Raw genomic sequence first — 21,509 nt, forward strand, 5'->3', positions numbered from 1 at the left:
CCCAGAGGAGAGGATGGAATGAATCCGACGCCTTGCTATTTAAATACTTGGAAACGTTTTGTTCGTGAAGGTTTGCTTGATAGATCTCGTCTGGATAAGAGAGTGATGGAGTCATGGCACAGATGTAAACAAGCAAATGTGAACCCGTATTTAGATAAAGGACAGTCGTTGTTAGAAAAGGAATTATTCAGTATTCAAAAAAAGAAGTACTCACTATTTCTAAATGCCGCTCTTCCTTACTTAAATAAAATCAGTCAGCAATTAAAAGAATCTGACATGATGGCTTTACTCATCGATGCAGATGGTTATGTGCTAAGTCTGACAGGAAGCCAAAGGACGCTGGTAGAAGCGAAAAAAATAAACTTTATGGAGGGTGCGCGCTGGACCGAAGCCGATGTGGGGACGAACGCTATTGGAACGGCACTAGTCATTGGGGAAGCTGTAGCGATCAACGGAACTGAGCATTTTTCAGTCGCTTCCCACCATTGGAGTTGTTCAGCGGCCCCTATTCGTGATGCAGACGGCACGATCATAGGAGTCATTGATATCTCCTGTATGGCGGATCAAAGGCATCCTTTTATGCTTGGAATGGCTTCAACAGTTGCATATGCCATAGAGAGAGAAATTCAGGTCCAGCAAAAAAGGAAAGAGATGGAGCTGATCAGTCATTGTCTCCAGCAGGTAGAAGCGGACGAGCCGTATGTTGTCTGTAATGAGAAAAAGCAGATTGTTTTGGCAAGTAAGCCGATTAGAGACCGATTTTCAGACTGGTATGGAATGGATGTTGAGCTGCTCATGGACGATACATTTGTTACACGGGACAAGCAGATTATTCAGTCAGAACAAGACGGAAAGCTGCTTGGGATGTCTTTTTCTCTTGAAGAAGCAGCGAAGAGCAATATAACCGTTTCTTTTGCTCAATTTCCCGGGGAATCTGGAACAAGTACGACATTTCAGCAGACGCTCAGCGAATTGAAACGAGCGGCACAAACAGATGCAAATGTCTATATTTGGGGAGAAACAGGTACAGGGAAAGAACTGGCCGCTCGAGCGATTCACTTAGCTAGTGAAAGACATAAAGGACCGTTTATTGCCGTGAATTGCGGAGCCATACCTGAAAGCCTGTTAGAAAGCGAACTATTTGGTTATGCGGAAGGGGCTTTTACAGGGGCAAAACGTCATGGAGCAAAGGGGAAATTTGAACAGGCGCATAAAGGAACGCTCTTTTTAGACGAAATAGGCGAAATCCCTTATGCGATGCAAGTGGCGCTTCTTAGGGTCATTGAAGAAAGAAAAGTCGTACCGCTCGGCGGGACACACGAAATCCCTTTGGATATTAGAATCATAACAGCGACACACCGGAATATGAACGAACTGCTGAAGGAAGGAAAAATACGTGAAGATTTGTATTACCGTCTTCATGTTTATCCAATCAACATCCCGCCGCTTAGGGAAAGAAAAGAAGACATTGTTGATTTATATCGTTACTACCAAAAGAAACACCAATGGAATGCAGCATTTCCTGAATCATTTTTTCGTAAGCTGGAAGCGTACCACTGGCCAGGAAACATACGAGAGCTTTTTAATCTGTTTGAACATATAAGGGTACTGTTTCCTAAAGGAGGATGGATTGGTGAATCGCAATATGCGGCGGTATTAGAGACGATGGATCAGAAAAAGCAGAAGCTGCATCTACCAGAATATACAGAGAATCCAAAAGAACTCACGCTAAGGGAACGCATTCAAAAGCAAACAGTGATAGAAGCACTGCACAAAACGAAAGGTCATGTGACAGAAGCAGCGAGGCTGGCAGAGGTGCCAAGAAGCACCTTTTATAAGTGGATGCGGAAGTATAAGCTGTCATGAACCCATAGGGAGCGGAGCAGCAAGGAGGCCTTGGTCTTTAGTTAGAGGTCGGGGTCTTTCTGTCGTGTCTAAACAGAAAACAAAAAGGAAGGAAGAAAGGCTTGACTGTTATATTAGTATATGTTAAATTATAAAAGCCGTCGCTAATGAGACAGGAATGAAACACTTAAAAATTCTTGACACATTTTTCTGGCATAGATATAATGAAACATGTCTTATTATTCCGCAGTAGCTCAGTGGTAGAGCTATCGGCTGTTAACCGATCGGTCGTAGGTTCGAGTCCTACCTGCGGAGCCATAATGGAGAAGTACTCAAGTGGCTGAAGAGGCGCCCCTGCTAAGGGTGTAGGTCGCGTAAGCGGCGCGAGGGTTCAAATCCCTCCTTCTCCGCCATTATTGTATGGCCCGTTGGTCAAGCGGTTAAGACACCGCCCTTTCACGGCGGTAACACGGGTTCGAATCCCGTACGGGTCATGTTTTGTTTTTTGATTCGTTGGGCTATAGCCAAGCGGTAAGGCAACGGACTTTGACTCCGTCATGCGTTGGTTCGAATCCAGCTAGCCCAGCCATTTTTTATATGTTTTTCTGCATAGCAGATGAGCCATTAGCTCAGTTGGTAGAGCATCTGACTTTTAATCAGAGGGTCGAAGGTTCGAGTCCTTCATGGCTCACCATTGTCACGCGGGTGTGGCGGAATTGGCAGACGCGCTAGACTTAGGATCTAGTGTCTTTATGACGTGGGGGTTCAAGTCCCTTCACCCGCATTGTTTTTTCAAACAGTGCACTTATGAATATATGAGCACATCATACACGCGGTCGTGGCGGAATGGCAGACGCGCTAGGTTGAGGGCCTAGTGGGTGAATAACCCGTGGAGGTTCAAGTCCTCTCGGCCGCATCTAAGAAACCAAAGGTTGTAGACCTTTGGTTTTTTTGTGCTTTCTAATTAGTTTGAACAGTGATATATGACAGTTTACGGTGATAACAAGTTCAGTGAAAAAAGAATTTTTCTAAAATTGTGATAAAATATTGAAGAGTAGGAAAGGGGAAATAAATACATGTCAATTTATCATAAAGTCATTGGAGAAGGATATCCTATCGTGATATTGCATGGTTGGACACTTGACCATCAAGTAATGTTACATGCATTGGAACCGGTATTCGAAAAACGAAGCGGTTGGAAGAGAATTTACATAGATTTACCAGGTATGGGACGTTCAAAGCCACATCCGTCTATCCAAAACTCTGATGATATGCTAGAAGCGATATTGCGTCTTTTGGACGAGATTATCCCTGATGAACAGTTTATTGTTTGTGGTTATTCATATGGAGGGTACATAGCCAGAGGTATCGTTCGTTCACGTCAGGAAACTGTTCGTGGATTACTGCTCGTGGCGCCAATGACTATACCAGAATTCGATGAAAGAGTCGTACCAGAGGCGACGGTTTTAAAAAGTGACAGCAGCTTCATAACACAATTGTCTTCAGAGGAGGCAGATGAATTTTGCTCCATGGCCGTTGTGCAAGGAAAAACGGAATGGGAGAGGTTTCGAGATGAAATTTTACTTCCTTCTAAACAAACAAATCATGTCTTCATCAACAACATTCATCAAAATGGTTATGGTTTTACCTTCGATATTTCAACTGAACTTAAGTATCCTACGCTCATTATCACAGGGCGCCAGGACAATGTAGTCGGATACCACGATGCATGGCGGCTGATCAAAGATTATCCAAGAGCCACTTTTGCGGTGCTTGATATGGCTGGTCACAACCTACAAATTGAACAACCCGATGTATTTAACTCATTAGTCCATAATTGGTTAAACAGACTTGAATCGGAAAATGTAAAGAAATAGATTATCTTGTGCAAAATATGTGCAAATCGGAGTCAGGGGTGAATAACCCCGTGGAGGTTCAAGTCCTCTCGGGCATCTCTAAAAAATACCAAGGGTCGTGTACCTTTGGTATTTTTTTGTGTGCTCTTTTACTATAAAGAGATAACAAGATACAGCAATTGTATGCTAAGTGGAAATATGCCCGATCATTTTAATATAAATTTCTCTTTTGAATGAACGATGCCACATCAGATTATCTTAGGTGTGAAATCATATTGCGACTTTAATTAATATCCTCTAAAGAATCGTTGACAATCATGATGCGATTGTTGTCCATAAAAGAACTGAATAAGCTTTTTTATTAAGAGTTTCCTTTCGTCGTTTATATTGTAAAATAAAGGTTATAATGAGATAATTTGATAAAAATAAATTAAGTCGCATAAGATCAACCAAAGGAGTTATTACATGATAAAAAGGTTTTCTCTAGTTTTACTTACTCTCATGATGTCTATAGTTGTTTTGCTAGTGGCTTCCAAAAATTCCCCTGGGGATAATGTCATTTCATTTGATCAGCCTCACATCTTAATAATATCAATTGTAATAATGGTATGTTTATTCATTCCTCCGTTAGTGATGTCCTTTTTCAGTCACTTGATTGTGAGAACTATATCTAGTGTATACCAATGTTTTATTGTTCTATCTTTTCTGGGGCTCATTCCAATAGGATTTCTAATTCCAGATTTTTTAACAATTGTTGTTTCTGTTGTAGGAACTTTAGCCAGCGTAGCTAGTCTTATAGTAACTTTAAGAATTGATAGGAATAAAGATGCTAATCTTAACTAAAATAAAAATGATATCAATTTTCTAAGAGTACAGTAATGTTTCGTTATTCCTTACTTTTAAATAAAGTGAAAGTTGTCTGAAAAATGGATTGACGTTATAAACTTGTTTATTCCTTCGGATTGAACACCTTTTTTTAAAGTCAGAGAAGAACAAAATTGAGTATGATCGTTGATTTTGTTCTTTTAAATCCTAAATTGCAATTATTTCCGATTCATGCTACAATAAGAATAATTATTTTTGTTCGGCGTAAAGGATAGCATGAAGAAAGACTTTTCGTCTTGAGGATACTTTGGGCAAGGATAGTATAATACATTGTGTGGTATACGCACGAGGAGGCAACAAACATGGAACAAGGTACAGTAAAATGGTTTAACGCAGAAAAAGGTTTTGGATTTATCGAACGTGAAGAAGGCGACGATGTATTCGTACATTTCTCAGCTATCCAAGGTGACGGGTTCAAATCTTTAGACGAAGGTCAAAAAGTAACATTTGACGTAGAGCAAGGTTCTCGTGGAGCTCAAGCTGCTAACGTTCAAAAAACTGCTTAATCTTCATTCTTTTAAAACAGGTTCTCTGTAGAGAGCCTGTTTTTTTATGCTTTCACGCATTTTTTCAATAAAAAACCCTACTCAGCATACAAGTAGGGAGATGTTACAAGGTAATCGTAAAAAAATTCATGCTTCAAAGGTTTATCAACAGTATAGCATATTGGATTTACAATATGCGGAATTTGCCTAAATAAATTCTTTTTTTAAATAAAATGAAGGGTGGACATGTTCTTAGAGAACGTGTATTCAAAAATGGTGAGCGTGGAAGAGATTCTTAACAAAAACTTTTTATTTGTTTTTCTGTAATCCCTTTGATGACTTCTAATTCACTTAGCAAAAATTCATGGGCATCATCCAGCATTTTCTTTTCACTAGCATTTAGTGCTTTCTCTTTCTTCATACGCATAAGATCACGCACAACTTCAGCACCATCTTGGATGTTCCCCGTTTTTATTTTGTTTGTATTAATTGTATGCCGTTCTTTCCACGTCAGTAATTGATCTGATTTGCCATGCTGGAAAATGTGCATCACATTCTTTAAAGCCAGTATATCTGTAACAGGTCTTATACGTGAACCTGACATTTTTCGTGTTGGAATCATTACTTTCATATGACTGATTGACATTTTAATCACATAATACTGCTGTTTTTCATCAGAAAATTCTTTTTCTTCTATTGCTTCAATTATACCTGCTCCGTGCATTGGATAAACAATGTTATCACCAATTTGAAACATATTACCCACCTCCATATATTGTATCTACTTTAAGGGTACCACACTTGGAGGTTAAATAATCAAATTTTTAATAATAACATGTTTATTTATTTGTTGTCAATAAATTTGGTTCTGAAAAAGTGGGGTTATTTTGTGGTAATTTTTTTAATTTGAACATATCCTCCGCGCTATAAGAAAAACAGGATATCCACAATTACAGCTCGGACGCCAGCCTTTATATCCGTATCCAGTCATTCAAACGTAAACAGCTGTTTATGAGGAAATCATGGTTAAAAAAAGACCAGCCATTGAGCTAGTCTTTCAAAAAAGAATCCGATCATAATGTAGAAATATCAATCACAAACCGGTAACGCACATCACTTTTCAGCACCCGTTCATACGCTTCATCAACTTGATTAGCGTTGATGACTTCAATTTGTGGTGTGATGTTGTGAGCAGCTGCGAAATCGAGCATTTCTTGTGTTTCTTGGATGCCGCCAACGAGTGAACCAGCAATGCTGCGGCGGCCGGAAATTAATGAAAAGACGTGGAATTGATCCGGCTTAGGCGGTGCACCGACGTTCACCAAGGTTCCATCTACACGGAGTAAGGACAGATAGGCATCCACATTAATGTTGGCAGAGACTGTATTGAGAATGAGGTCATACTGACCGGCTAGTGTCTGAAACGTTTCAGGATCACTTGTAGCAAAATAGTCTTTTGCGCCAAATGATAGTGCTTCTTCTTTTTTATTCAAAGAGCGGCTTAAAACCGTTACTTCAGCGCCAAGTGCGCGTGCGAATTGAATGGCAACATGGCCGAGCCCGCCCATTCCGACGATAGCAACCTTTTTGCCAGGGCCTGCCTTCCAGTGCTTTAATGGTGAATAAGTTGTAATGCCAGCACAGAGAAGAGGGCTTGCGGCATTAAGTGGCAGTTGATCAGGAATGCTGACGACAAATCGTTCAGTCACGACAATTTTTTGACTGTAGCCGCCATAAGTCGGCTCCCCGTCATAGTCACGGCTGTTATACGTTTGGACGACCCCTTTTGTGCAATACTGCTCGTCTCCATTTTGACAATATTCACAGGTGCCGCATGAATCCACAAAGCAGCCAACGCCTACACGGTCTCCGATCTGAAACTTTGTCACATCATCCCCTACAGCTGCAACGACCCCAGTAATCTCATGACCTGGAACCATCGGGAAAATGCCGCCGCCCCATTCATCAAAAGCGCTGTGGATATCTGAATGACAGATCCCGCTAAATTGAATATCAATTAAAATATCATGTGGACGAAGCGCTCTTCGTTCAATGGTCGTCCGTTCAAAATTCGCTTTTGCATGTGATACACTTAAAACGTTTGATTGGTGCGTCTGACACATTCTTGATCATCCTTTCAAAAATAAGATACGATTCTTTCTTCTATACTGTACGTCTTAAAGTGAACTCTAAGTCAATAGAAAACCCTCTTCAGGCTTTTAATAAAAGAATTGAGCCAAAAGCATCTTGCTTTCTTTTTTATAATGGAGATGATGAGGAAAGGGAGATCGGAAGGTAAGAGAAAGAAGGAGGGCATAATGAAAATAGCACAAGCAGCCAAACAGCTCGATTTATCCACTGCGACACTTAGATATTACGAAAATATTGGTTTGATTAGGGAAATCAAACGTGATGATCATGGGATTCGTGATTATACAGAGGATGATCTTCAATGGATTGAATTTATCAAGTGTATGAGAAATGCTGGGCTCTCGATTGATGCGCTTAGAGAATATACAGCCTTATTTTTTGAGGATGATGATCATACGTTATCTTCGCGAAAAAACATTTTGGTCAATGAACGAGAAAGACTCGTCCAAAAACAAAAGGAAATCGAAGAGACCATTAAACGGTTGGATTTCAAAATAGAAAGTTATGAAGATATTATCCACAATCATGAGAAAAAACTCGCTCATCAGCTGAAAACTCATTCTAATTAAACGAAGAAAAACCTGTGACAAGTCACAGGTTTTTTTGATAGAGTTATCTTTTTGTGTAACGCACCCAGTTATAATGTGCATGGAGCGGGGTAACACCGTTGTAGGAACCAAGCCATTCATCGACACCTGCACCATTCCACAGGTTCATCATAATTTTCCCTGGTGTTTGAGGAATTTGTGTGGTGGCGGTATGCTTTAATTGTCCATCGACATACCATTTGATGGAGTTTGGCTGCCAGTCAAATGCATACGTGTGATAAGAGTTCGCTGCATCGAAACCAAGGTTGACGATCTTTTCATGATTTCCTACACCATTGGTATAGTAGTTAAACTGTACCTTTGTCGTATCTTTTCCTAGAAATTCAATGTCAATCTCATCCCAAGGCGTGCCATCAGTCGGTCCCGTATAAGTGAAGAAAGAAGAGACGATTCCCACATTTTTGGCGGGCTTCATGTTGACTTCATATAGCCCATAGCCGTACGTTTGAACGGAGCGGTTTTCTCCGCAGTCAAACTTGTTATAGGAGGGACTTGTGAGTGATAAACGCATTTCACCTGCTGAGGTCATCGACACATTATTTGCACGCCACGTACAGTTAAACATGTTTCCATTCGAGTATCCATCGGCTTTTTGCCATAACCCCGTATTATAGTTGTTAAAAGGTTCATAAAACGATCCACCCGTTTGTGCCGAGGCACCCGCTGTAAATGTGGACAAACTCAAGACTAATCCAGTGACAACCAGCATCAACATTCGTTTCATACGGTACATATTCGCATTCTCCTCTCCTTTTATGGAAGCGCTTTCTTTATTGATCATACATGATTCTTTCAAAAGGGAAAATCGGTCTAAATAATGATAAACAGTGTGCATTATTTAATAGAATTGAAAGAAGGATCATAAGTAAAAAATAATGATTGACATTGCGGACAGTTGTCCGTAAGATAATATCGGGATAATTGTCCTAAGAAAAACCTAAAGTGTTTTGATTTAACACATAGAGATAAGTGTCATGTGGATGAAGGTAAAGAAGGTGAGCATGGTGGAAAAAGATATTGGGGAGGAAATTGAAGAGATCGCATTCTCCTTGTTTCAAGAATTTGGTGTAGAAAATGTCAGCATGCATAAAATTGCGAAAACAGCTGGTGTTGGGCAGGGCACTTTATACCGCCGCTACGCCAATAAAAGTGATTTGTGCCTTTCTATCCTTGGGGAGAGATTTGAACAGCTGATCCCAGCTTTGCATCTTTACTTGAGCAAAATAAGTGATCAGCCGGTCCGTGAACGTTTGCGCTACGTTCTCGAAGAAATTCATCTGATCGTCGGTCACCATTTAGACTGGATTCGAATGCTCACAATCTCTGGGAATTTAGAGCAGACAAGTAAAGTGTATGAGAGTCATTACAGTCAATCACTTAGACAAATCATTCGTGATTTGCTTGAAGAAGCGAGAGAAAAGGGAGAAGCGAACATACAGGATATAGAACTGACAACGTTATGTATGTCCTCTCCAATGACGCCTGAGCTCATGTTTTATATACATGAATCTGGCTATTCAATCGAAAAAATTGCTCAATTTGCTGCAGAAAAACAGATTTTATCCGTCTTTCAATAGACATGAAAGTGGCTCATTTCTGACCACCCTGACTTCCTAAGGTTCATCTAAATTGAAAAAGAAAAGGAGCCAACTTAATATGAACAAACAGAAAGCAGCAGCTTCTGAAATTCGAACGCTGCCCATTATTATTTCTTTTATCACAGCTGGATTTATTGGCCTGTTCAGTGAAACGGCATTAAACATGGCGCTGAGAAGTTTAACGTTAGACTTTGGAATTGAAGCGACGACTGCTCAGTGGTTGACAACAGGATATTTATTAACACTTGGTATTCTCGTACCGATTTCAGGACTCATTCTTCAATGGTTTACGACAAGACAGCTTTTCATTACATCGCTCGTCTTTTCAATCATCGGAACATTTATTGCAGCGGTTGCGCCGGTCTTTAGTATTTTAATGGTAGCACGTGTCGTGCAGGCAGTCGGCACAGCATTGCTTCTGCCGTTGATGTTTAATACGATTTTGGTCATCATCCCGCCTCATAAACGAGGCAGATCGATGGGGATTATTGGTCTTGTGATCATGTTTGCACCAGCTGTCGGCCCGACCGTCTCTGGACTTATTCTGAAATCGTTGACATGGCATTGGATTTTCTGGATTTCACTTCCTTTATTAATTGCTGCACTCGTATTTGGTTATATCTTTATGCAAAATATTACAGAACCAACAAGACCGAAAATCGACATTTTATCAATTGTGCTTTCAACCATTGGTTTCGGCGGAATTGTGTATGGCTTTAGCAGTGCCGGTGAAGGCGGCGGCTGGAGCAGTATGCACGTTATTGTTGCAATCGTAGTTGGTGTCATAGGGATTCTTGTGTTCTCTTTAAGACAGTTGAACATGAAAGAACCAATGCTGAACTTAAGCCCGTTTAAATATCCGATGTTTGTCATTGGGTTACTTCTGATTTTAGTGTGTATGATGGTGATGCTGTCTGCTATGATGATTTTGCCATTGTATCTGCAAACGTCCTTGGCGCTTTCTACATTTACAGCAGGTTTAATGCTATTGCCAGGTGGAATTATCAACGGACTGCTATCCCCAATCATGGGTGGTTTATTTGATAAGTTTGGTCCAAAATGGCTTGTTATTCCAGGTCTTGTCATTGTCGCAGCGACGATGTTTGGCTTTACGAATCTAAGTGTGAATACGTCGATTGGATTCATTGTAACCCTTCATATTGCATTAATGATCGGAATTGCGATGATCATGATGCCTGCTCAAACAAATGGATTGAATCAGCTGCCGCCAGAGTTATATCCGCATGGTACAGCGATTATGAATACATTGCAGCAGGTGGCAGGAGCCATTGGTACTGCGATCGGTATCTCGATCCTTTCATCAGGAGCCCGCAGCTTTATGGAGAATGTGTCTGATCCCGCAAATCCTATGAATCAGCTGCTCGCCTTTACAAATGGCGTCCAGCATGCATTTATCTTTGCAGTGATCATGACGATCATCGGTTTGATTATTGCCTTCTTCATTAAACGAGTGAAGGTAGAACAGCAAGTATCATAAGAAAGATGAAAAGCACTGAGGACATAGAGCCGCAGTGCTTTTTTATTTGCTCAATGCTTGTTTCAAAGAGAGAGAAAAAGGGGAGATAGGTAAAAAGTGAACAAATGAAAATTGCTGCTGGTTTAGTAGGAGGAAAAGAGGAAAAGGAAACGAATGAGTAACTAAGAAATGAATAAGATAGGAGTCTGAGATCATGAACTTAGAAGAACAAATCAAAATCGCTGCTTCATTACGCCAGCCATCTGAAGATTCATTAGCGAGTCAATCGGAACTAAAGCCAGTAAATCCTCCTGAAGTGAACAAAATGGAATATGATATTCCAACAAGTGCTGGCGAAACAAAGGTGTGGGTATTTAAGCCAGTGAACACATCCAAACATATGCTTCCTGTTTTTGTGAATTTACATGGCGGCGGATTTATCATGGGCAGTGCTGAAATGGATAATCCATGGTGTCCAGTCATTGCAGACCGGGCGCAATGTATCGTTGTCAATGTCGAGTATCAGCTTGCACCCGAGCACCCTTTCCCAGCCGCTCTTCATGAATGCTACGATGTACTGAAGTGGCTGTATGAACATCCTGATGAGCTTCAAATCGATCGGAATGCATTAGCCATTGGCGGACATAGCGCAGGAGGAAATTTGGCAACGGCTGCTTGTCTATTGAATATTCAAAGAGGAAATACACTTCCAATTGCCTATCAAGTGCTTGATTATCCGCCGCTTGATCTAGCCACTGATCCAGCACAAAAGCCAGCGTTTGAAGAAGCGATCCCAGTTGAATTGGCGAGACTCTTTAATTCCTTCTATCTGCAAGGCCAAGATCCGCATAATCCGCTCGTTTCTCCGGTTTTTGCAGATCGTTCATCCTTAGCACAAATGCCTCCAGCTCTCGTCATCACAGCAGAGAGGGATTCGCTGGCTGAAGAAGCCGAGCAATATGCTGCCAAGTTAAAAGAAGCTGGAGTAGACGTCACGTACAGACAATTTAAAGGCGTTCCACACGGCTTCACGCACGCCGGAGATTTAGCCATCGCTGAAGAGGCTTGGCATCTGATGGGGGATCAACTAAAGAAGGCGTTTGAATAAAAAAGCAGAGTGATTCAAAAGCACAGGAGACAATGGGCCTGTGCTTTTATTACTGTTTCTGAAAAAGAAAAGTGAATGTAAAAAGGGTCAGATATCTTTCCTCAAGGAATTATCCCTGGCTACTATATGAATAAGACTCATTGAAATTCCATTTACCTTGATGCAGACATTCCATCCTCATTTGTAGTGGAGTTAATTGAACATTCCTACCAATTGGTTTTTCAAAAATGAACAAAAAAATCTCAACATGACATCCTCCAAAATGATTCAAAAGGAAGTGACTGAGGAGCTGTATCTCAGTTAGACATAATGGCCCTTTGACTCTCTTCAAAATTGACTTGAGCGAAACGCTGTCGTTATAATTTAACCAGTTAGAAGACACGAATAGGGGGATATAAAATGGGCTATACAGTCATTACAGGAGCAAGCTCAGGTATTGGATATGAGGTGGCTCTCGCCTTTGCAGCACGAGGGGAAAATCTTATATTAGCTGCACGCCGGCTTGATAAACTCCAAGAATTGAAGATGAAGATTCATGATCAATATCCCGATATCAAAGTAGTCATACAGTCAGTCGATTTAACAAACATAGAGCAAGTGTATTCATTTTATGAGTCATTGTCAGATTATGAGCTGGATACGTTCATTAATAATGCAGGGTTTGGTCACTTTGGCTCTATAGGAGAACAAGATTTAAGTAAAATTGGGGATATGCTTCATCTGAATATCGAAGCATTAACGATTCTATCCACCTTATTTGTTCGTGATTATGAGCAAGTAGAGGGAGCGCAGCTCATTAACATTTCTTCACGAGCCGGCTATACAGTCGTCGGCAATGCGGTCACCTATTCAGCAACGAAGTTTTACGTGAGCGCCTTTACAGAAGGGCTGGCCCTAGAGTTGAAAGGAAAAGGAGCCAAATTACAGGCAAAAGTATTAGCGCCATCCGCGACAGAATCAGAATTTGCAAAGCGTTCATTGGATGTAGACGAATTTGAATATGAAGGCAATTTCAAGAAATATCATACATCAAAAGAAATGGCAGCTTGTATGCTTGAGCTTTATGACAGTGAAAAAACAGTCGGTATCGTGGACGGAAAGACATTCGAATTTGAATTAAAAGATCCGATCTTTTCACACGCTGGTACAGTTATGAAATAAAGGTTCCATCACTGAGGTAGATATCCTCAGTGATTTTTTATGGTGTGATTGACTGTGTGGTCAAGCATAGGAGGAATGTATCAAGTGAAGGCGATGAAGCATCACAAAATTGCCCTTCATTACTATACAGAACAGGATTTTGTACGTCCTAGGAAGATCGCTCAAAATGGATACCGATTAGATGAGAAAAATGCTTTAAAGAAACTAATGAAAAAAACACCTTCGCGTTAGGTGTTTTTTTCATGCATTCTTTGATAAAACAAAGAATCACAAGTCCAGTAGATAAGACTGCTCATGATGATGATGGGTAAAGACGCCTTACTCCCAATTCCATCAATAAAAAAGAGCATGACAACCATTGCAATCAGTAAATACGCAGCTAAATAAAGAGGATGGAAAGCCTTTGGCTGCAAAGAAAACAATAACTGCAAAGGAACCGCAAAAACGAAATAAAAAATAAAAAAGATAGGAATATAAAATATCAGAAACGCAGGCTCAGCTTGAATAGGTGGAAATAAGCAGACAAACAAGCCGAGTAAAATAGAGCTGATGAATAGTGTGATTAGGATTTTGTAAAAGGGTTGAAGCGAATGCAAAATGTATACTCCTTTTTTGTAAAATTTACTATATTTTATCATAAATTCATTATCAAGCGTCGGTTATTTTTAAAGTACGCCACCTTCAATACTCAACTTAATTACAGCAAAATTAGGTAATAAGAATTGAATAAATCATTAATATAACGCCCTTTTTACCTTTATTTGGTTCTATATCTTTGGCCTCATGTCGATGAATGAAGGTATGGTATAAAGTAAAGCCTATAGAAAGAGATTTAGCCATGAAATCCATCAAATGAGGAAAAGAGATGATCCAATGAACATGACAAAATGGTTAGGTGCTGTCCTTCTTTCTGTTTTATTATTGGTGACAGCAGCCTGTGCGAACACAGGCACTCAAGAGAATACTCAAAGCGAAAAAGAAAACGTATCCAATGAAACAAAAGAGAAAAACAAGGCGGTTGAAACAGGGAATAAGTCCTTATCAAATATTAAGGTATTAGCCACGGGCGGGACGATTGCTGGCAGTTCAGACAGTGATACAGATACGACGGGCTATAAATCTGGTTCACTCGGCATTGATAAAGTCATTGCTTCCGTTCCACAGCTGAAGGATATTGCAAATGTCACGGGTGAGCAGGTTGCGAATGTCGGCAGTGAAAATGTTGATAACGCTCTTCTTTTAAAATTAGCCAAGCGAGTGAATGAACTATTAAAAGATGATCAAGTGGATGGCATTGTCATCACGCATGGAACAGATACACTTGAAGAAACAGCTTACTTTTTACATCTGGTTGTTAAAAGTGATAAGCCTGTGGTGGTCGTTGGCTCAATGAGACCAGCATCGGCAATCAGTGCGGATGGCCCGCTCAACTTGTATCATGCAGTGAAAATTGCATCAACCAAAGAAGCAAAGGGCAAAGGGGTCATGGTCACATTAAATGACCGAATTGCATCAGCTCGATTTGTTACGAAAACAAACACGACTACAACCGATGCCTTCAAGTCACTTGAGCAAGGATACATCGGAGAAGTTACTGGTGAAGTGGTGTCCTTTTATAACGAACCGACAAGAAAACATACGACTGAAAGTGAATTTGATGTATCAAAGATAAAAGAATTACCGCAAGTCGATATTTTATATGGCTATCAAAATGATCAAAAATATATGTATGATGCAGCAGTAAAAGCAGGTGCGAAAGGGATTGTCGTCGCTGCAGTAGGAAATGGAACGATGTCAACAGAAGCCATCAAAGGGGCAACAGATGCAGTGAAAAAAGATGTGGTTCTTGTGAGATCAAGCCGTACGGGTAATGGAATTGTCACCCATGAAAAAACGGATGATGAACATCACTTTGTGTCGTCTGATTCATTAAACCCGCAAAAAGCACGTATTCTGCTCATGCTGGCACTAACGAAGACAAAAGATCCAGTTAAAGTGCAAAGGTATTATGAACAGTATTAACGGAGAAAAAGACCCGAAAGACATCGGGTCTTTTTTCATGCATTTTCAGCACGCTCCTTTAAAGAGAGTAAAATATCTCGCCAAATATCGTCTACATCAGTAAGAAAGTGCCCTGCTTGATCGATATAATGGGTTTTGACGTTTGGAATCGCCTGAGCTATTTTTTCTATTTCTACAAATGGAGCCATTGTATCTTCTTTTCCATGCCATACATCAACAGGGATTTGAATATCTTTCATATCGAATGCCCATGGTTTCGAGAGTAAAATGGGTTCACGAATACATTCATCCACCGATTGACGAGTCGCTTCGTATAAATGGGTCATCATCATCTCTAACTGCTCATCGGTTTGAAGGAATTGCCGATCCCACGGATGTAAATGCTTGTTCCCGTTTTTGGCCAGCTTCTTAAATTTCTCTGGTTTGTTCTCAATCATTTTCTTCTGGGAACGATAGCTTGCTTTCAATAGCCAAGGAAACTTCTTACTAAGGAAAAAAGCCAATTTGTTTTCTTTCAGCATACTTTTAGGCGGTTTCCCGTTCTGAAAAGGGGTTGTACTTGAGATCAGTGCAGCTGAAAGGACGCGCTCCGGCAATTGATAGGCACAACCAGCAGCGAATGCGCCGCCTCCAGATACACCCATCACTGAAAAATGTTGAATACCAAGATCATCTGCCACTTCCAGCACGTCTTTTGCCCAGTCTAAAATTGTACGGTCAGGTAGAGGGGTAGATAAACCAAATCCAGGTCGATCAACACAGATGAGACGAATGCCGAGTTCTTGAGAGATTGGATCATCATCTAAAAACATCACTCTTGATCCAGGTGTCCCATGAAAAAAGAATACTGGAAACCCCTCAAGATCACCGTATTGAGTCAAACCGACGTACCGGCCATCTTGTAAATGAATGCTTTGCATATTTTCATCCCTTTAATAGTTTAGATAACTTAAATGTTGATGAGAGAAACACCGTATTAAGGCGCTTCTTTTGCAATCTGATAGATTTTTTCGTATAGAGATAGTAATGTTTTTAAATCTTCTTTTGGAAGCTTTGCATAATATTTTTGTATAAGGTGCAGTTGAATGTCTTCCGTATTCTTGTGATAGTCATGGCCCTTTTGAGCAAAATCAACAATGATTTCTCTTCGGTTATGTGGATTAATTTCTCGTTTGACATAGCCGAGCTTCTCAAGCTTTGATACAAGCTGGCTAGCTGCGCTGGCAGAAATCGAAAAGTAATCAGCTAATTCATTGATTGTTCTCGTTTTCGTGCGCAATAGCTCAAGTGTCAGCTCTTGTTTGGCTGATAAATCTGCATACTCATGTTTTAAAAATCGCTGATACTCTTCTACATAAATTGAGCCTAGAGCATTCGAGTATTCAATGATCTTTTTACCGTAATGAATGATTTCCTCATCCAATGACATCACCTCTTTTCTATTATAGGCAATCTTTATATTTAAGTGAAGTTAAATATAAAGAAAAGTTAAATGAATGACGGATATACTGAAAGGGAGATCATCGGTATATCCACTTTTTCATCAAAAAGGGACAAAGAATACTTCCCATGATTCCCGCACATTCATAAAAAGTCGTTGGCTTGAATTTGAACACGTAGTACGCCAAAGTAGCCATGAAAAGGTCGCAGAAAAAAATACGTATAAGTCCTTTTTGGTGATAGCGCAAATGACTGTTCTGTTTGTTTTCACATGAATCACTCCTTATGAAGTCCAATGCCTTTTTCATTGTATTATGAGGAAAATCCATTTATAATAAAAAAAATAAACCAACTGGTCGGTTTTATTTTTTCCGTATGAAGAAATGCAGGGTAGAAAGGGATTGTGACACATGACAAGTTCACAAAGCGGGGCTGGAAAGAGTGAGAAGACGAAGCAAAAAATCGTCACAGCTTCTCGTGATTTATTTGCGAAAAAAGGATATTCAGAAACATCCGTGCGCGATATTTTAGAGGCTGCTGAGGTGAGTAAAGGCAATCTCTATCATCATTTCAAAGGAAAAGAGTTTTTGTTTCTTCATATTATGGAAGAGGATCACCGTTTGATGATGGAAACGTGGCATGAGGAGAAGAAAACACAGCACCGGGCTGTCGATAAGCTCGCTGCATTTGCAGAGATGCTCAGTCAAATGGGCATTAACTACCCATTAATGAGAGCGAGTGAGGAATTTTGTGCCAGTGCTTTTACATCAGACGAAGTCATGGAGCGGCTGAACAAGATTGATGTCGATTTTGATGATGTGATGAGAGATATCTTACTTGAAGGAAACAAAGATGGCAGCTGGTCGATCCAGCATGTGGAGTCAAAAGTGAAAATATTACTTTCCGTTTTTTATGGATTAGACGTGTTATATAAAAATGACACCATTGAGCAGAAGAAAGAGTTACAAAAAGAGGCGATCTCATTGTTTATTCACGGAATCAACCATCATGAGTAACAAGTGAGTCAGTAAAGGGGAAACAAACATCATGCAAAAACCGATTCGTGAGCAAAAAGCAGTACTCGTGATTTTATTAAGTAATATATTTATTGCGTTTTTAGGCATCGGTCTCATTATTCCTGTCATGCCGCTATTTATGAATGTCATGCATCTAACAGGGAGTACAATGGGATACCTTGTGGCGGCGTTTGCCGTTGCCCAGCTCATCGCATCACCTATTGCAGGGAGATGGGTAGACCGCTACGGAAGAAAGATTATGATTGTGTCTGGGCTGTTTCTATTCGCGTTATCAGAACTCGTTTTTGGTCTTGGAACACACGTGTACGTCCTGTATGTTGCAAGGCTTCTAGGCGGTATTAGTGCGGCATTTATTATGCCGGCTGTCACTGCATATGTCGCAGATATTACGACCGTTCAAGAAAGATCAAAGGCGATGGGCTATGTCTCTGCGGCCATTAGTACCGGTTTTATCATCGGCCCGGGAATTGGCGGGTTTATAGCAGAATACGGCGTACGCCTGCCATTCTTCTTTGCGGCAGGAATTGCGTTTATTGCCGTCATTTCGTCTATGTTTATGCTGAAGGAGCCTTTAACAAAAGAAGAGCGAGAGAAGCAAATGAATGAAGTGAAAGAATCGACTTTCTTTAAAGATTTGAAAAAATCAATTCATCCAAGCTACCTCATCGCCTTTATCATTGTGTTTGTCCTCGCATTTGGACTATCTGCATATGAAACAGTCTTTAGCTTGTTCACAAATCATAAGTTTGGATTTGGTCCAAAAGATATTGCCGTCATCATTACCGTCAGTTCGATTGTGGCAGTCATCATCCAAGTACTTGTGTTTGGTAAACTGGTAAATGCCCTAGGAGAAAAAAGAGTCATTCAGCTATGTCTGATTATCGGGGCTGTCCTTGCTTTCGTTTCAACCGTTGTTTCAGGCTTTTTGGTTGTTCTGATTGTCACATGTGTCATTTTCCTTGCGTTTGATTTATTGCGTCCAGCATTAACGACCTTCTTATCCAAAATCGCTGGCAACCAGCAAGGATTTGTCGCAGGGATGAACTCTACCTACACAAGCCTAGGTACGATTTTCGGGCCGGCACTTGGCGGCATTTTATTCGATCAAAATATTCATTTCCCATTTTTATTCGCAGGTGTTGTCTTATTTCTCGGATTAGGCTTAACCCTTATTTGGAAGGGGAAGGCAACGGTTGAATCTGATTAGATTAGGGGCTCTAACTAGGGCTCTTTTTTTGTTCCTTTTGGATAGATTTTTGAAAATAATCACAAGGTCCCTGTTGATAAGGTGTTATTCATGTTAATCTAATACATGTTTTACCAAATACAGGAGGGGGATTTTCAATGCAAATTAAAGAGATTTTTTTTATTCGGTGTATCTCGTGTTTGAGTGTTGTGCTCATTCATGCAATAGCCATTTTATCTAGTCCTCACTCATCATCGATTCTTGTAGCACTACTCATGTTCAGTACACCGAGTTTTATTTTCATTTCTGAATTTTTATTGGCGCATGCTTATCCAAATGGTACACCTAAAGGATTTATGTGGAAGAGAGTGAAAGCCATCTTTTTCCCATTTGTATTTATTGGGATTGTCGATGGGTTTATGCATTCGGCATCGTTAAATGGAGGGGCAGCTGACTTTTTTAAAAGAGCTTCAGCAAATGTCTTATTGGGAAATTATATTGGTTATTTTGTTCTGATTATTTTTCAATTTTACTTTTTGCACATGTTTTTTCACAAAATTGCTAAGCGTACCTCAGCCAAATGGGTATTGCCGATCTCCTTTATCATCACAGTTGGTTATTTAAGTGTCATGAACCTCGTCAAAATCCCACAACCTCAATTACCTAATCCAATGTTCGGCTTAGAATGGATTCCATTTCCAGGGTGGTTATTCTATTTTTGTTTAGCCTATTATTGTGGAGTGAATTATCAGCAGTTTATCACAAGACTTCATCGTTTTAAGTATGCCGTGTATGGACTTGTTTTGATTTCCGCAGCGACCCTTCTAAGCAATTCATATGTAGGCTTTTTCGAGCCTTCTTCTAAGAGGCCAGACGTTGTTCTTTATACAATCAGTATTGTCTTCTTATGTTTTCTCTTGTTTTCTAAAGTGAAAAGCGTTCCACCTTTCGTAGCTGTCATTAGTCAATATTCATTCACCATCTATTTGCTTCACGGGTATTTTCTAGGTATCTCTGTGTTGCTATGGGGACAATTAAAAGATTATCCATTCTTTGTAGGGACAATCATAATATCAGCACTAGCAATTGCTGGATCTATCCTATTGTCATGGTTAGCGAATCATTATAAATATGGCTATATGTTTGTCGGTAAAATCAACAGAACGAGACGAAAAACAGTCGCTTAACCCTGATATGGAAGGGGAAAGTGACAGAAGAAGCATGAGTAGAATAATATCATCCAGAATGTAAGAGACCTTTTAAATGAGGTCTCTTTTTTAAAAAAATTGCGCCTTTGATGCAAAATCCCTTTTTTGGCAAAGAATTCTCTATGTCAGCTGCTTTTTCTTTATAATGGAAGGATAGGAGGGAGCATCGTGCATCTATTGAGGCAGCAAAAGGCACCATTAATGAAAAAAGGAATTAGACAGATCGATCCGGCATATCCAGTGTTTGTAGATGCGGTCATGGATGGCATGATACAAGGACATCTTTATGTAGATGATGAAGTGCATCCGCTTGTTTATTTTCTCGAAGCTTCATGCGGCATTTATTATGTAGCAGGAAGGAGTGAAGCGGAGCTGTTATGCTGCTCAGCCTTCATTGTGGATGTGTACGAAAGGCAGAAAAGACAAAACGGCCGATTCACCTTATTTTCAGCAAATCCATTAACAGATGCAATGATGAAAAAATGTCTTGGGTTACATCTGAATGAAATGGAAAGACATGCGTACGTTTATTCACAGGCATATTCTCATGCCACTCAGCCTCATCCAGGCTATAGAGTAGAGCGGACAAATGAGCAGGTGATGACTGCAAGCAGTGCTTTCCCTTCTAGCTATTACGAAGCCTATTGGGGAGAAACAGCTCGTTTTCTATCAAAGGGAATCGGGATTGCCATTTTAAATGGAGAGAACGTGGTAAGTGAATGCGTCTCTATTTTTTCAAGTATGGATCGTGCGGAGATAGATATTTGGACAGATGAGTCTTATCGCGGAAAAGGTTTAGCGCTGCTGTCAGCTCAGCATATGATCAGCACCTGTCTTGAAAAAAAGAGGACACCGCATTGGGATTGCGATGTCCATCACCTAGCTTCAATCAAACTGGCAGAGAAGTTAGGCTTTCAGAGGCTCAAAACCTATCGATTGTTTTATGGTTCAAGATGAGAAGGTTTTGAGATACCAAGCATCCATTGCAGAATGCTCAGAGCCTTCAAGCGGTTCTGAAAGAAGAGAAAAGCCATATCGCTGATAAAGGCCTATAGCTGCTGTTAATTCCCGGCGGGTTTCTAAATAACACGCTTCGTAGTATGCAGAGGCATATTCCAGCGCCGTATCCATCAGTTTTTTGCCCGCACCTTTTCCTTGTGCTTTTGGACTTAAATAAAGCTTTTGTAATTCACATACTCCCTTTGTAAATGGAGCAATCCCTACACCGCCCACAATCTCACCCTGCTCTTCAGCAATCCAATAGGCTGCATGAGTCAATGATTGATAGTATTCGAAAAGCTGGTCAAGTTGGGGATCAGTGTAGGCTGTTCCTTCAATCGCTAGATTCGCTGATTCTAGTGACTGGCGGATAATCGCTGCGATATACGGGTTGTCTTTTTGCTCAATGGGTCTAATGTTCATTTGAAGTACCTCCATTGTTA

At 40.3% G+C, this 21,509-nt stretch carries 22 protein-coding genes, 7 tRNA genes and 1 pseudogene; 23 read left to right on the top strand and 7 right to left on the bottom strand.

Annotated features, from left to right (window positions below; all coding sequences use genetic code 11):
- Window positions 1–18 precede the first annotated feature (18 nt).
- The 11 genes from MHI08_RS02635 to MHI08_RS02685 all read left to right on the top strand — a co-directional run bounded on the left by MHI08_RS02635 (window position 19) and on the right by MHI08_RS02685 (window position 5,092).
- Window positions 19–1,866, top strand: coding sequence for a sigma-54-dependent Fis family transcriptional regulator (locus MHI08_RS02635; RefSeq protein ID WP_342499968.1), 1,848 nt, complete (start codon window positions 19–21; stop codon window positions 1,864–1,866).
- Between the two features lie 222 nt (window positions 1,867–2,088).
- Window positions 2,089–2,163, top strand: a tRNA-Asn gene (locus MHI08_RS02640).
- Between the two features lie 4 nt (window positions 2,164–2,167).
- A tRNA-Ser gene (locus tag MHI08_RS02645) sits at window positions 2,168–2,258 on the top strand.
- A gap of 9 nt (window positions 2,259–2,267) precedes the next feature.
- Window positions 2,268–2,339: transfer RNA gene (locus MHI08_RS02650), tRNA-Glu, on the top strand.
- A 20-nt stretch (window positions 2,340–2,359) separates the two neighbouring features.
- Window positions 2,360–2,434, top strand: a tRNA-Gln gene (locus MHI08_RS02655).
- A gap of 29 nt (window positions 2,435–2,463) precedes the next feature.
- A tRNA-Lys gene (locus tag MHI08_RS02660) sits at window positions 2,464–2,539 on the top strand.
- Window positions 2,540–2,546: 7 nt separating this feature from the next.
- A tRNA-Leu gene (locus tag MHI08_RS02665) sits at window positions 2,547–2,629 on the top strand.
- 48 nt (window positions 2,630–2,677) lie between these two features.
- Window positions 2,678–2,761: transfer RNA gene (locus MHI08_RS02670), tRNA-Leu, on the top strand.
- 160 nt (window positions 2,762–2,921) lie between these two features.
- Window positions 2,922–3,722: an alpha/beta hydrolase gene (locus MHI08_RS02675; protein WP_197172288.1), complete on the top strand. Its 801-nt coding sequence runs from the start codon at window positions 2,922–2,924 to the stop codon at window positions 3,720–3,722.
- A 444-nt stretch (window positions 3,723–4,166) separates the two neighbouring features.
- On the top strand, window positions 4,167–4,544 hold the full coding sequence (locus MHI08_RS02680) for a hypothetical protein (RefSeq protein WP_241743497.1): 378 nt from the start codon (window positions 4,167–4,169) through the stop codon (window positions 4,542–4,544).
- A 344-nt stretch (window positions 4,545–4,888) separates the two neighbouring features.
- On the top strand, window positions 4,889–5,092 hold the full coding sequence (locus tag MHI08_RS02685) for a cold-shock protein (protein ID WP_003214229.1): 204 nt from the start codon (window positions 4,889–4,891) through the stop codon (window positions 5,090–5,092).
- A 274-nt stretch (window positions 5,093–5,366) separates the two neighbouring features.
- Here MHI08_RS02685 and MHI08_RS02690 read toward each other — a convergent pair whose 3' ends face one another.
- Both MHI08_RS02690 and MHI08_RS02695 read right to left on the bottom strand, forming a co-directional pair.
- The gene (locus tag MHI08_RS02690; RefSeq protein WP_087976933.1) at window positions 5,367–5,828 is read right to left on the bottom strand and encodes a CarD family transcriptional regulator; all 462 of its coding nucleotides are present in this window, start codon (window positions 5,826–5,828) and stop codon (window positions 5,367–5,369) included.
- Between the two features lie 316 nt (window positions 5,829–6,144).
- Window positions 6,145–7,194, bottom strand: a complete 1,050-nt coding sequence (locus MHI08_RS02695; RefSeq protein WP_197172285.1) for an NAD(P)-dependent alcohol dehydrogenase — start codon at window positions 7,192–7,194, stop codon at window positions 6,145–6,147.
- A gap of 195 nt (window positions 7,195–7,389) precedes the next feature.
- On the opposite strand from MHI08_RS02695, the gene MHI08_RS02700 reads away from it, so the two are divergent.
- Complete coding sequence (locus tag MHI08_RS02700; RefSeq protein WP_008346757.1) at window positions 7,390–7,791, top strand: MerR family transcriptional regulator; 402 nt, start codon at window positions 7,390–7,392, stop codon at window positions 7,789–7,791.
- Between the two features lie 43 nt (window positions 7,792–7,834).
- On the opposite strand, the gene MHI08_RS02705 is transcribed toward MHI08_RS02700, so the two are convergent.
- On the bottom strand, window positions 7,835–8,563 hold the full coding sequence (locus MHI08_RS02705; protein ID WP_039176748.1) for a glycoside hydrolase family 16 protein: 729 nt from the start codon (window positions 8,561–8,563) through the stop codon (window positions 7,835–7,837).
- A gap of 271 nt (window positions 8,564–8,834) precedes the next feature.
- Here MHI08_RS02705 and MHI08_RS02710 point away from each other — a divergent pair, with 271 nt between their 5' ends.
- The 6 genes and pseudogenes from MHI08_RS02710 (at window position 8,835) to MHI08_RS02735 (ending at window position 13,405) form a co-directional block, all read left to right on the top strand.
- Window positions 8,835–9,407, top strand: coding sequence for a TetR/AcrR family transcriptional regulator (locus MHI08_RS02710; RefSeq protein WP_024425406.1), 573 nt, complete (start codon window positions 8,835–8,837; stop codon window positions 9,405–9,407).
- A gap of 79 nt (window positions 9,408–9,486) precedes the next feature.
- A complete protein-coding gene (locus MHI08_RS02715) occupies window positions 9,487–10,926 on the top strand; it encodes a DHA2 family efflux MFS transporter permease subunit (RefSeq protein ID WP_197172282.1) in 1,440 nt (479 codons plus the stop codon).
- A 193-nt stretch (window positions 10,927–11,119) separates the two neighbouring features.
- A complete protein-coding gene (locus tag MHI08_RS02720; protein WP_197172267.1) occupies window positions 11,120–12,013 on the top strand; it encodes an alpha/beta hydrolase in 894 nt (297 codons plus the stop codon).
- 102 nt (window positions 12,014–12,115) lie between these two features.
- A pseudogene (locus MHI08_RS02725) lies at window positions 12,116–12,244 on the top strand (MmcQ/YjbR family DNA-binding protein); the annotation flags it as partial.
- 168 nt (window positions 12,245–12,412) lie between these two features.
- Window positions 12,413–13,174 carry an SDR family NAD(P)-dependent oxidoreductase gene (locus MHI08_RS02730; RefSeq protein WP_197202773.1) on the top strand — a complete coding sequence of 254 codons (762 nt, stop codon included), beginning with the start codon at window positions 12,413–12,415 and terminating at the stop codon, window positions 13,172–13,174.
- 75 nt (window positions 13,175–13,249) lie between these two features.
- On the top strand, window positions 13,250–13,405 hold the full coding sequence (locus MHI08_RS02735) for a hypothetical protein (protein WP_197202774.1): 156 nt from the start codon (window positions 13,250–13,252) through the stop codon (window positions 13,403–13,405).
- Here the strand turns inward: MHI08_RS02735 and MHI08_RS02740 are convergent.
- Window positions 13,402–13,770, bottom strand: a complete 369-nt coding sequence (locus tag MHI08_RS02740) for a UPF0715 family protein (protein WP_342499969.1) — start codon at window positions 13,768–13,770, stop codon at window positions 13,402–13,404. The two genes, MHI08_RS02735 and MHI08_RS02740, sit on opposite strands and share 4 nt — an antisense overlap.
- Window positions 13,771–14,047: 277 nt before the next feature.
- On the opposite strand from MHI08_RS02740, the gene MHI08_RS02745 reads away from it, so the two are divergent.
- Entirely contained in the window at window positions 14,048–15,196 is a 1,149-nt protein-coding gene (locus MHI08_RS02745) for a type II asparaginase (RefSeq protein ID WP_029707961.1), read from the top strand.
- Between the two features lie 35 nt (window positions 15,197–15,231).
- On the opposite strand, the gene MHI08_RS02750 is transcribed toward MHI08_RS02745, so the two are convergent.
- Together MHI08_RS02750 and MHI08_RS02755 are read right to left on the bottom strand one after the other, a co-directional pair.
- Window positions 15,232–16,116: an alpha/beta hydrolase gene (locus tag MHI08_RS02750; RefSeq protein WP_268437328.1), complete on the bottom strand. Its 885-nt coding sequence runs from the start codon at window positions 16,114–16,116 to the stop codon at window positions 15,232–15,234.
- A 56-nt stretch (window positions 16,117–16,172) separates the two neighbouring features.
- On the bottom strand, window positions 16,173–16,625 hold the full coding sequence (locus MHI08_RS02755) for a helix-turn-helix domain-containing protein (RefSeq protein ID WP_025093559.1): 453 nt from the start codon (window positions 16,623–16,625) through the stop codon (window positions 16,173–16,175).
- Window positions 16,626–17,046: 421 nt separating this feature from the next.
- Between MHI08_RS02755 and MHI08_RS02760 the strand changes: the two genes are divergently transcribed.
- From MHI08_RS02760 to MHI08_RS02775, 4 genes are all read left to right on the top strand, one after another.
- Window positions 17,047–17,652, top strand: coding sequence for a TetR family transcriptional regulator C-terminal domain-containing protein (locus MHI08_RS02760; RefSeq protein WP_342499970.1), 606 nt, complete (start codon window positions 17,047–17,049; stop codon window positions 17,650–17,652).
- 31 nt (window positions 17,653–17,683) lie between these two features.
- Window positions 17,684–18,880, top strand: a complete 1,197-nt coding sequence (locus MHI08_RS02765) for an MFS transporter (RefSeq protein WP_034622721.1) — start codon at window positions 17,684–17,686, stop codon at window positions 18,878–18,880.
- 137 nt (window positions 18,881–19,017) lie between these two features.
- Window positions 19,018–20,046: an acyltransferase family protein gene (locus MHI08_RS02770; protein WP_025093557.1), complete on the top strand. Its 1,029-nt coding sequence runs from the start codon at window positions 19,018–19,020 to the stop codon at window positions 20,044–20,046.
- A 189-nt stretch (window positions 20,047–20,235) separates the two neighbouring features.
- A complete protein-coding gene (locus MHI08_RS02775; RefSeq protein ID WP_339240866.1) occupies window positions 20,236–21,024 on the top strand; it encodes a GNAT family N-acetyltransferase in 789 nt (262 codons plus the stop codon).
- Here MHI08_RS02775 and MHI08_RS02780 read toward each other — a convergent pair.
- A complete protein-coding gene (locus MHI08_RS02780; RefSeq protein WP_025093555.1) occupies window positions 21,016–21,489 on the bottom strand; it encodes a GNAT family N-acetyltransferase in 474 nt (157 codons plus the stop codon). The two genes, MHI08_RS02775 and MHI08_RS02780, sit on opposite strands and share 9 nt — an antisense overlap.
- Between the last annotated feature and the right edge of the window lie 20 nt (window positions 21,490–21,509).

Source organism: Bacillus sp. FSL M7-0791 (assembly GCF_038627085.1).
Taxonomy (GTDB): Bacteria; Bacillota; Bacilli; order Bacillales; family Bacillaceae; genus Bacillus; species Bacillus safensis.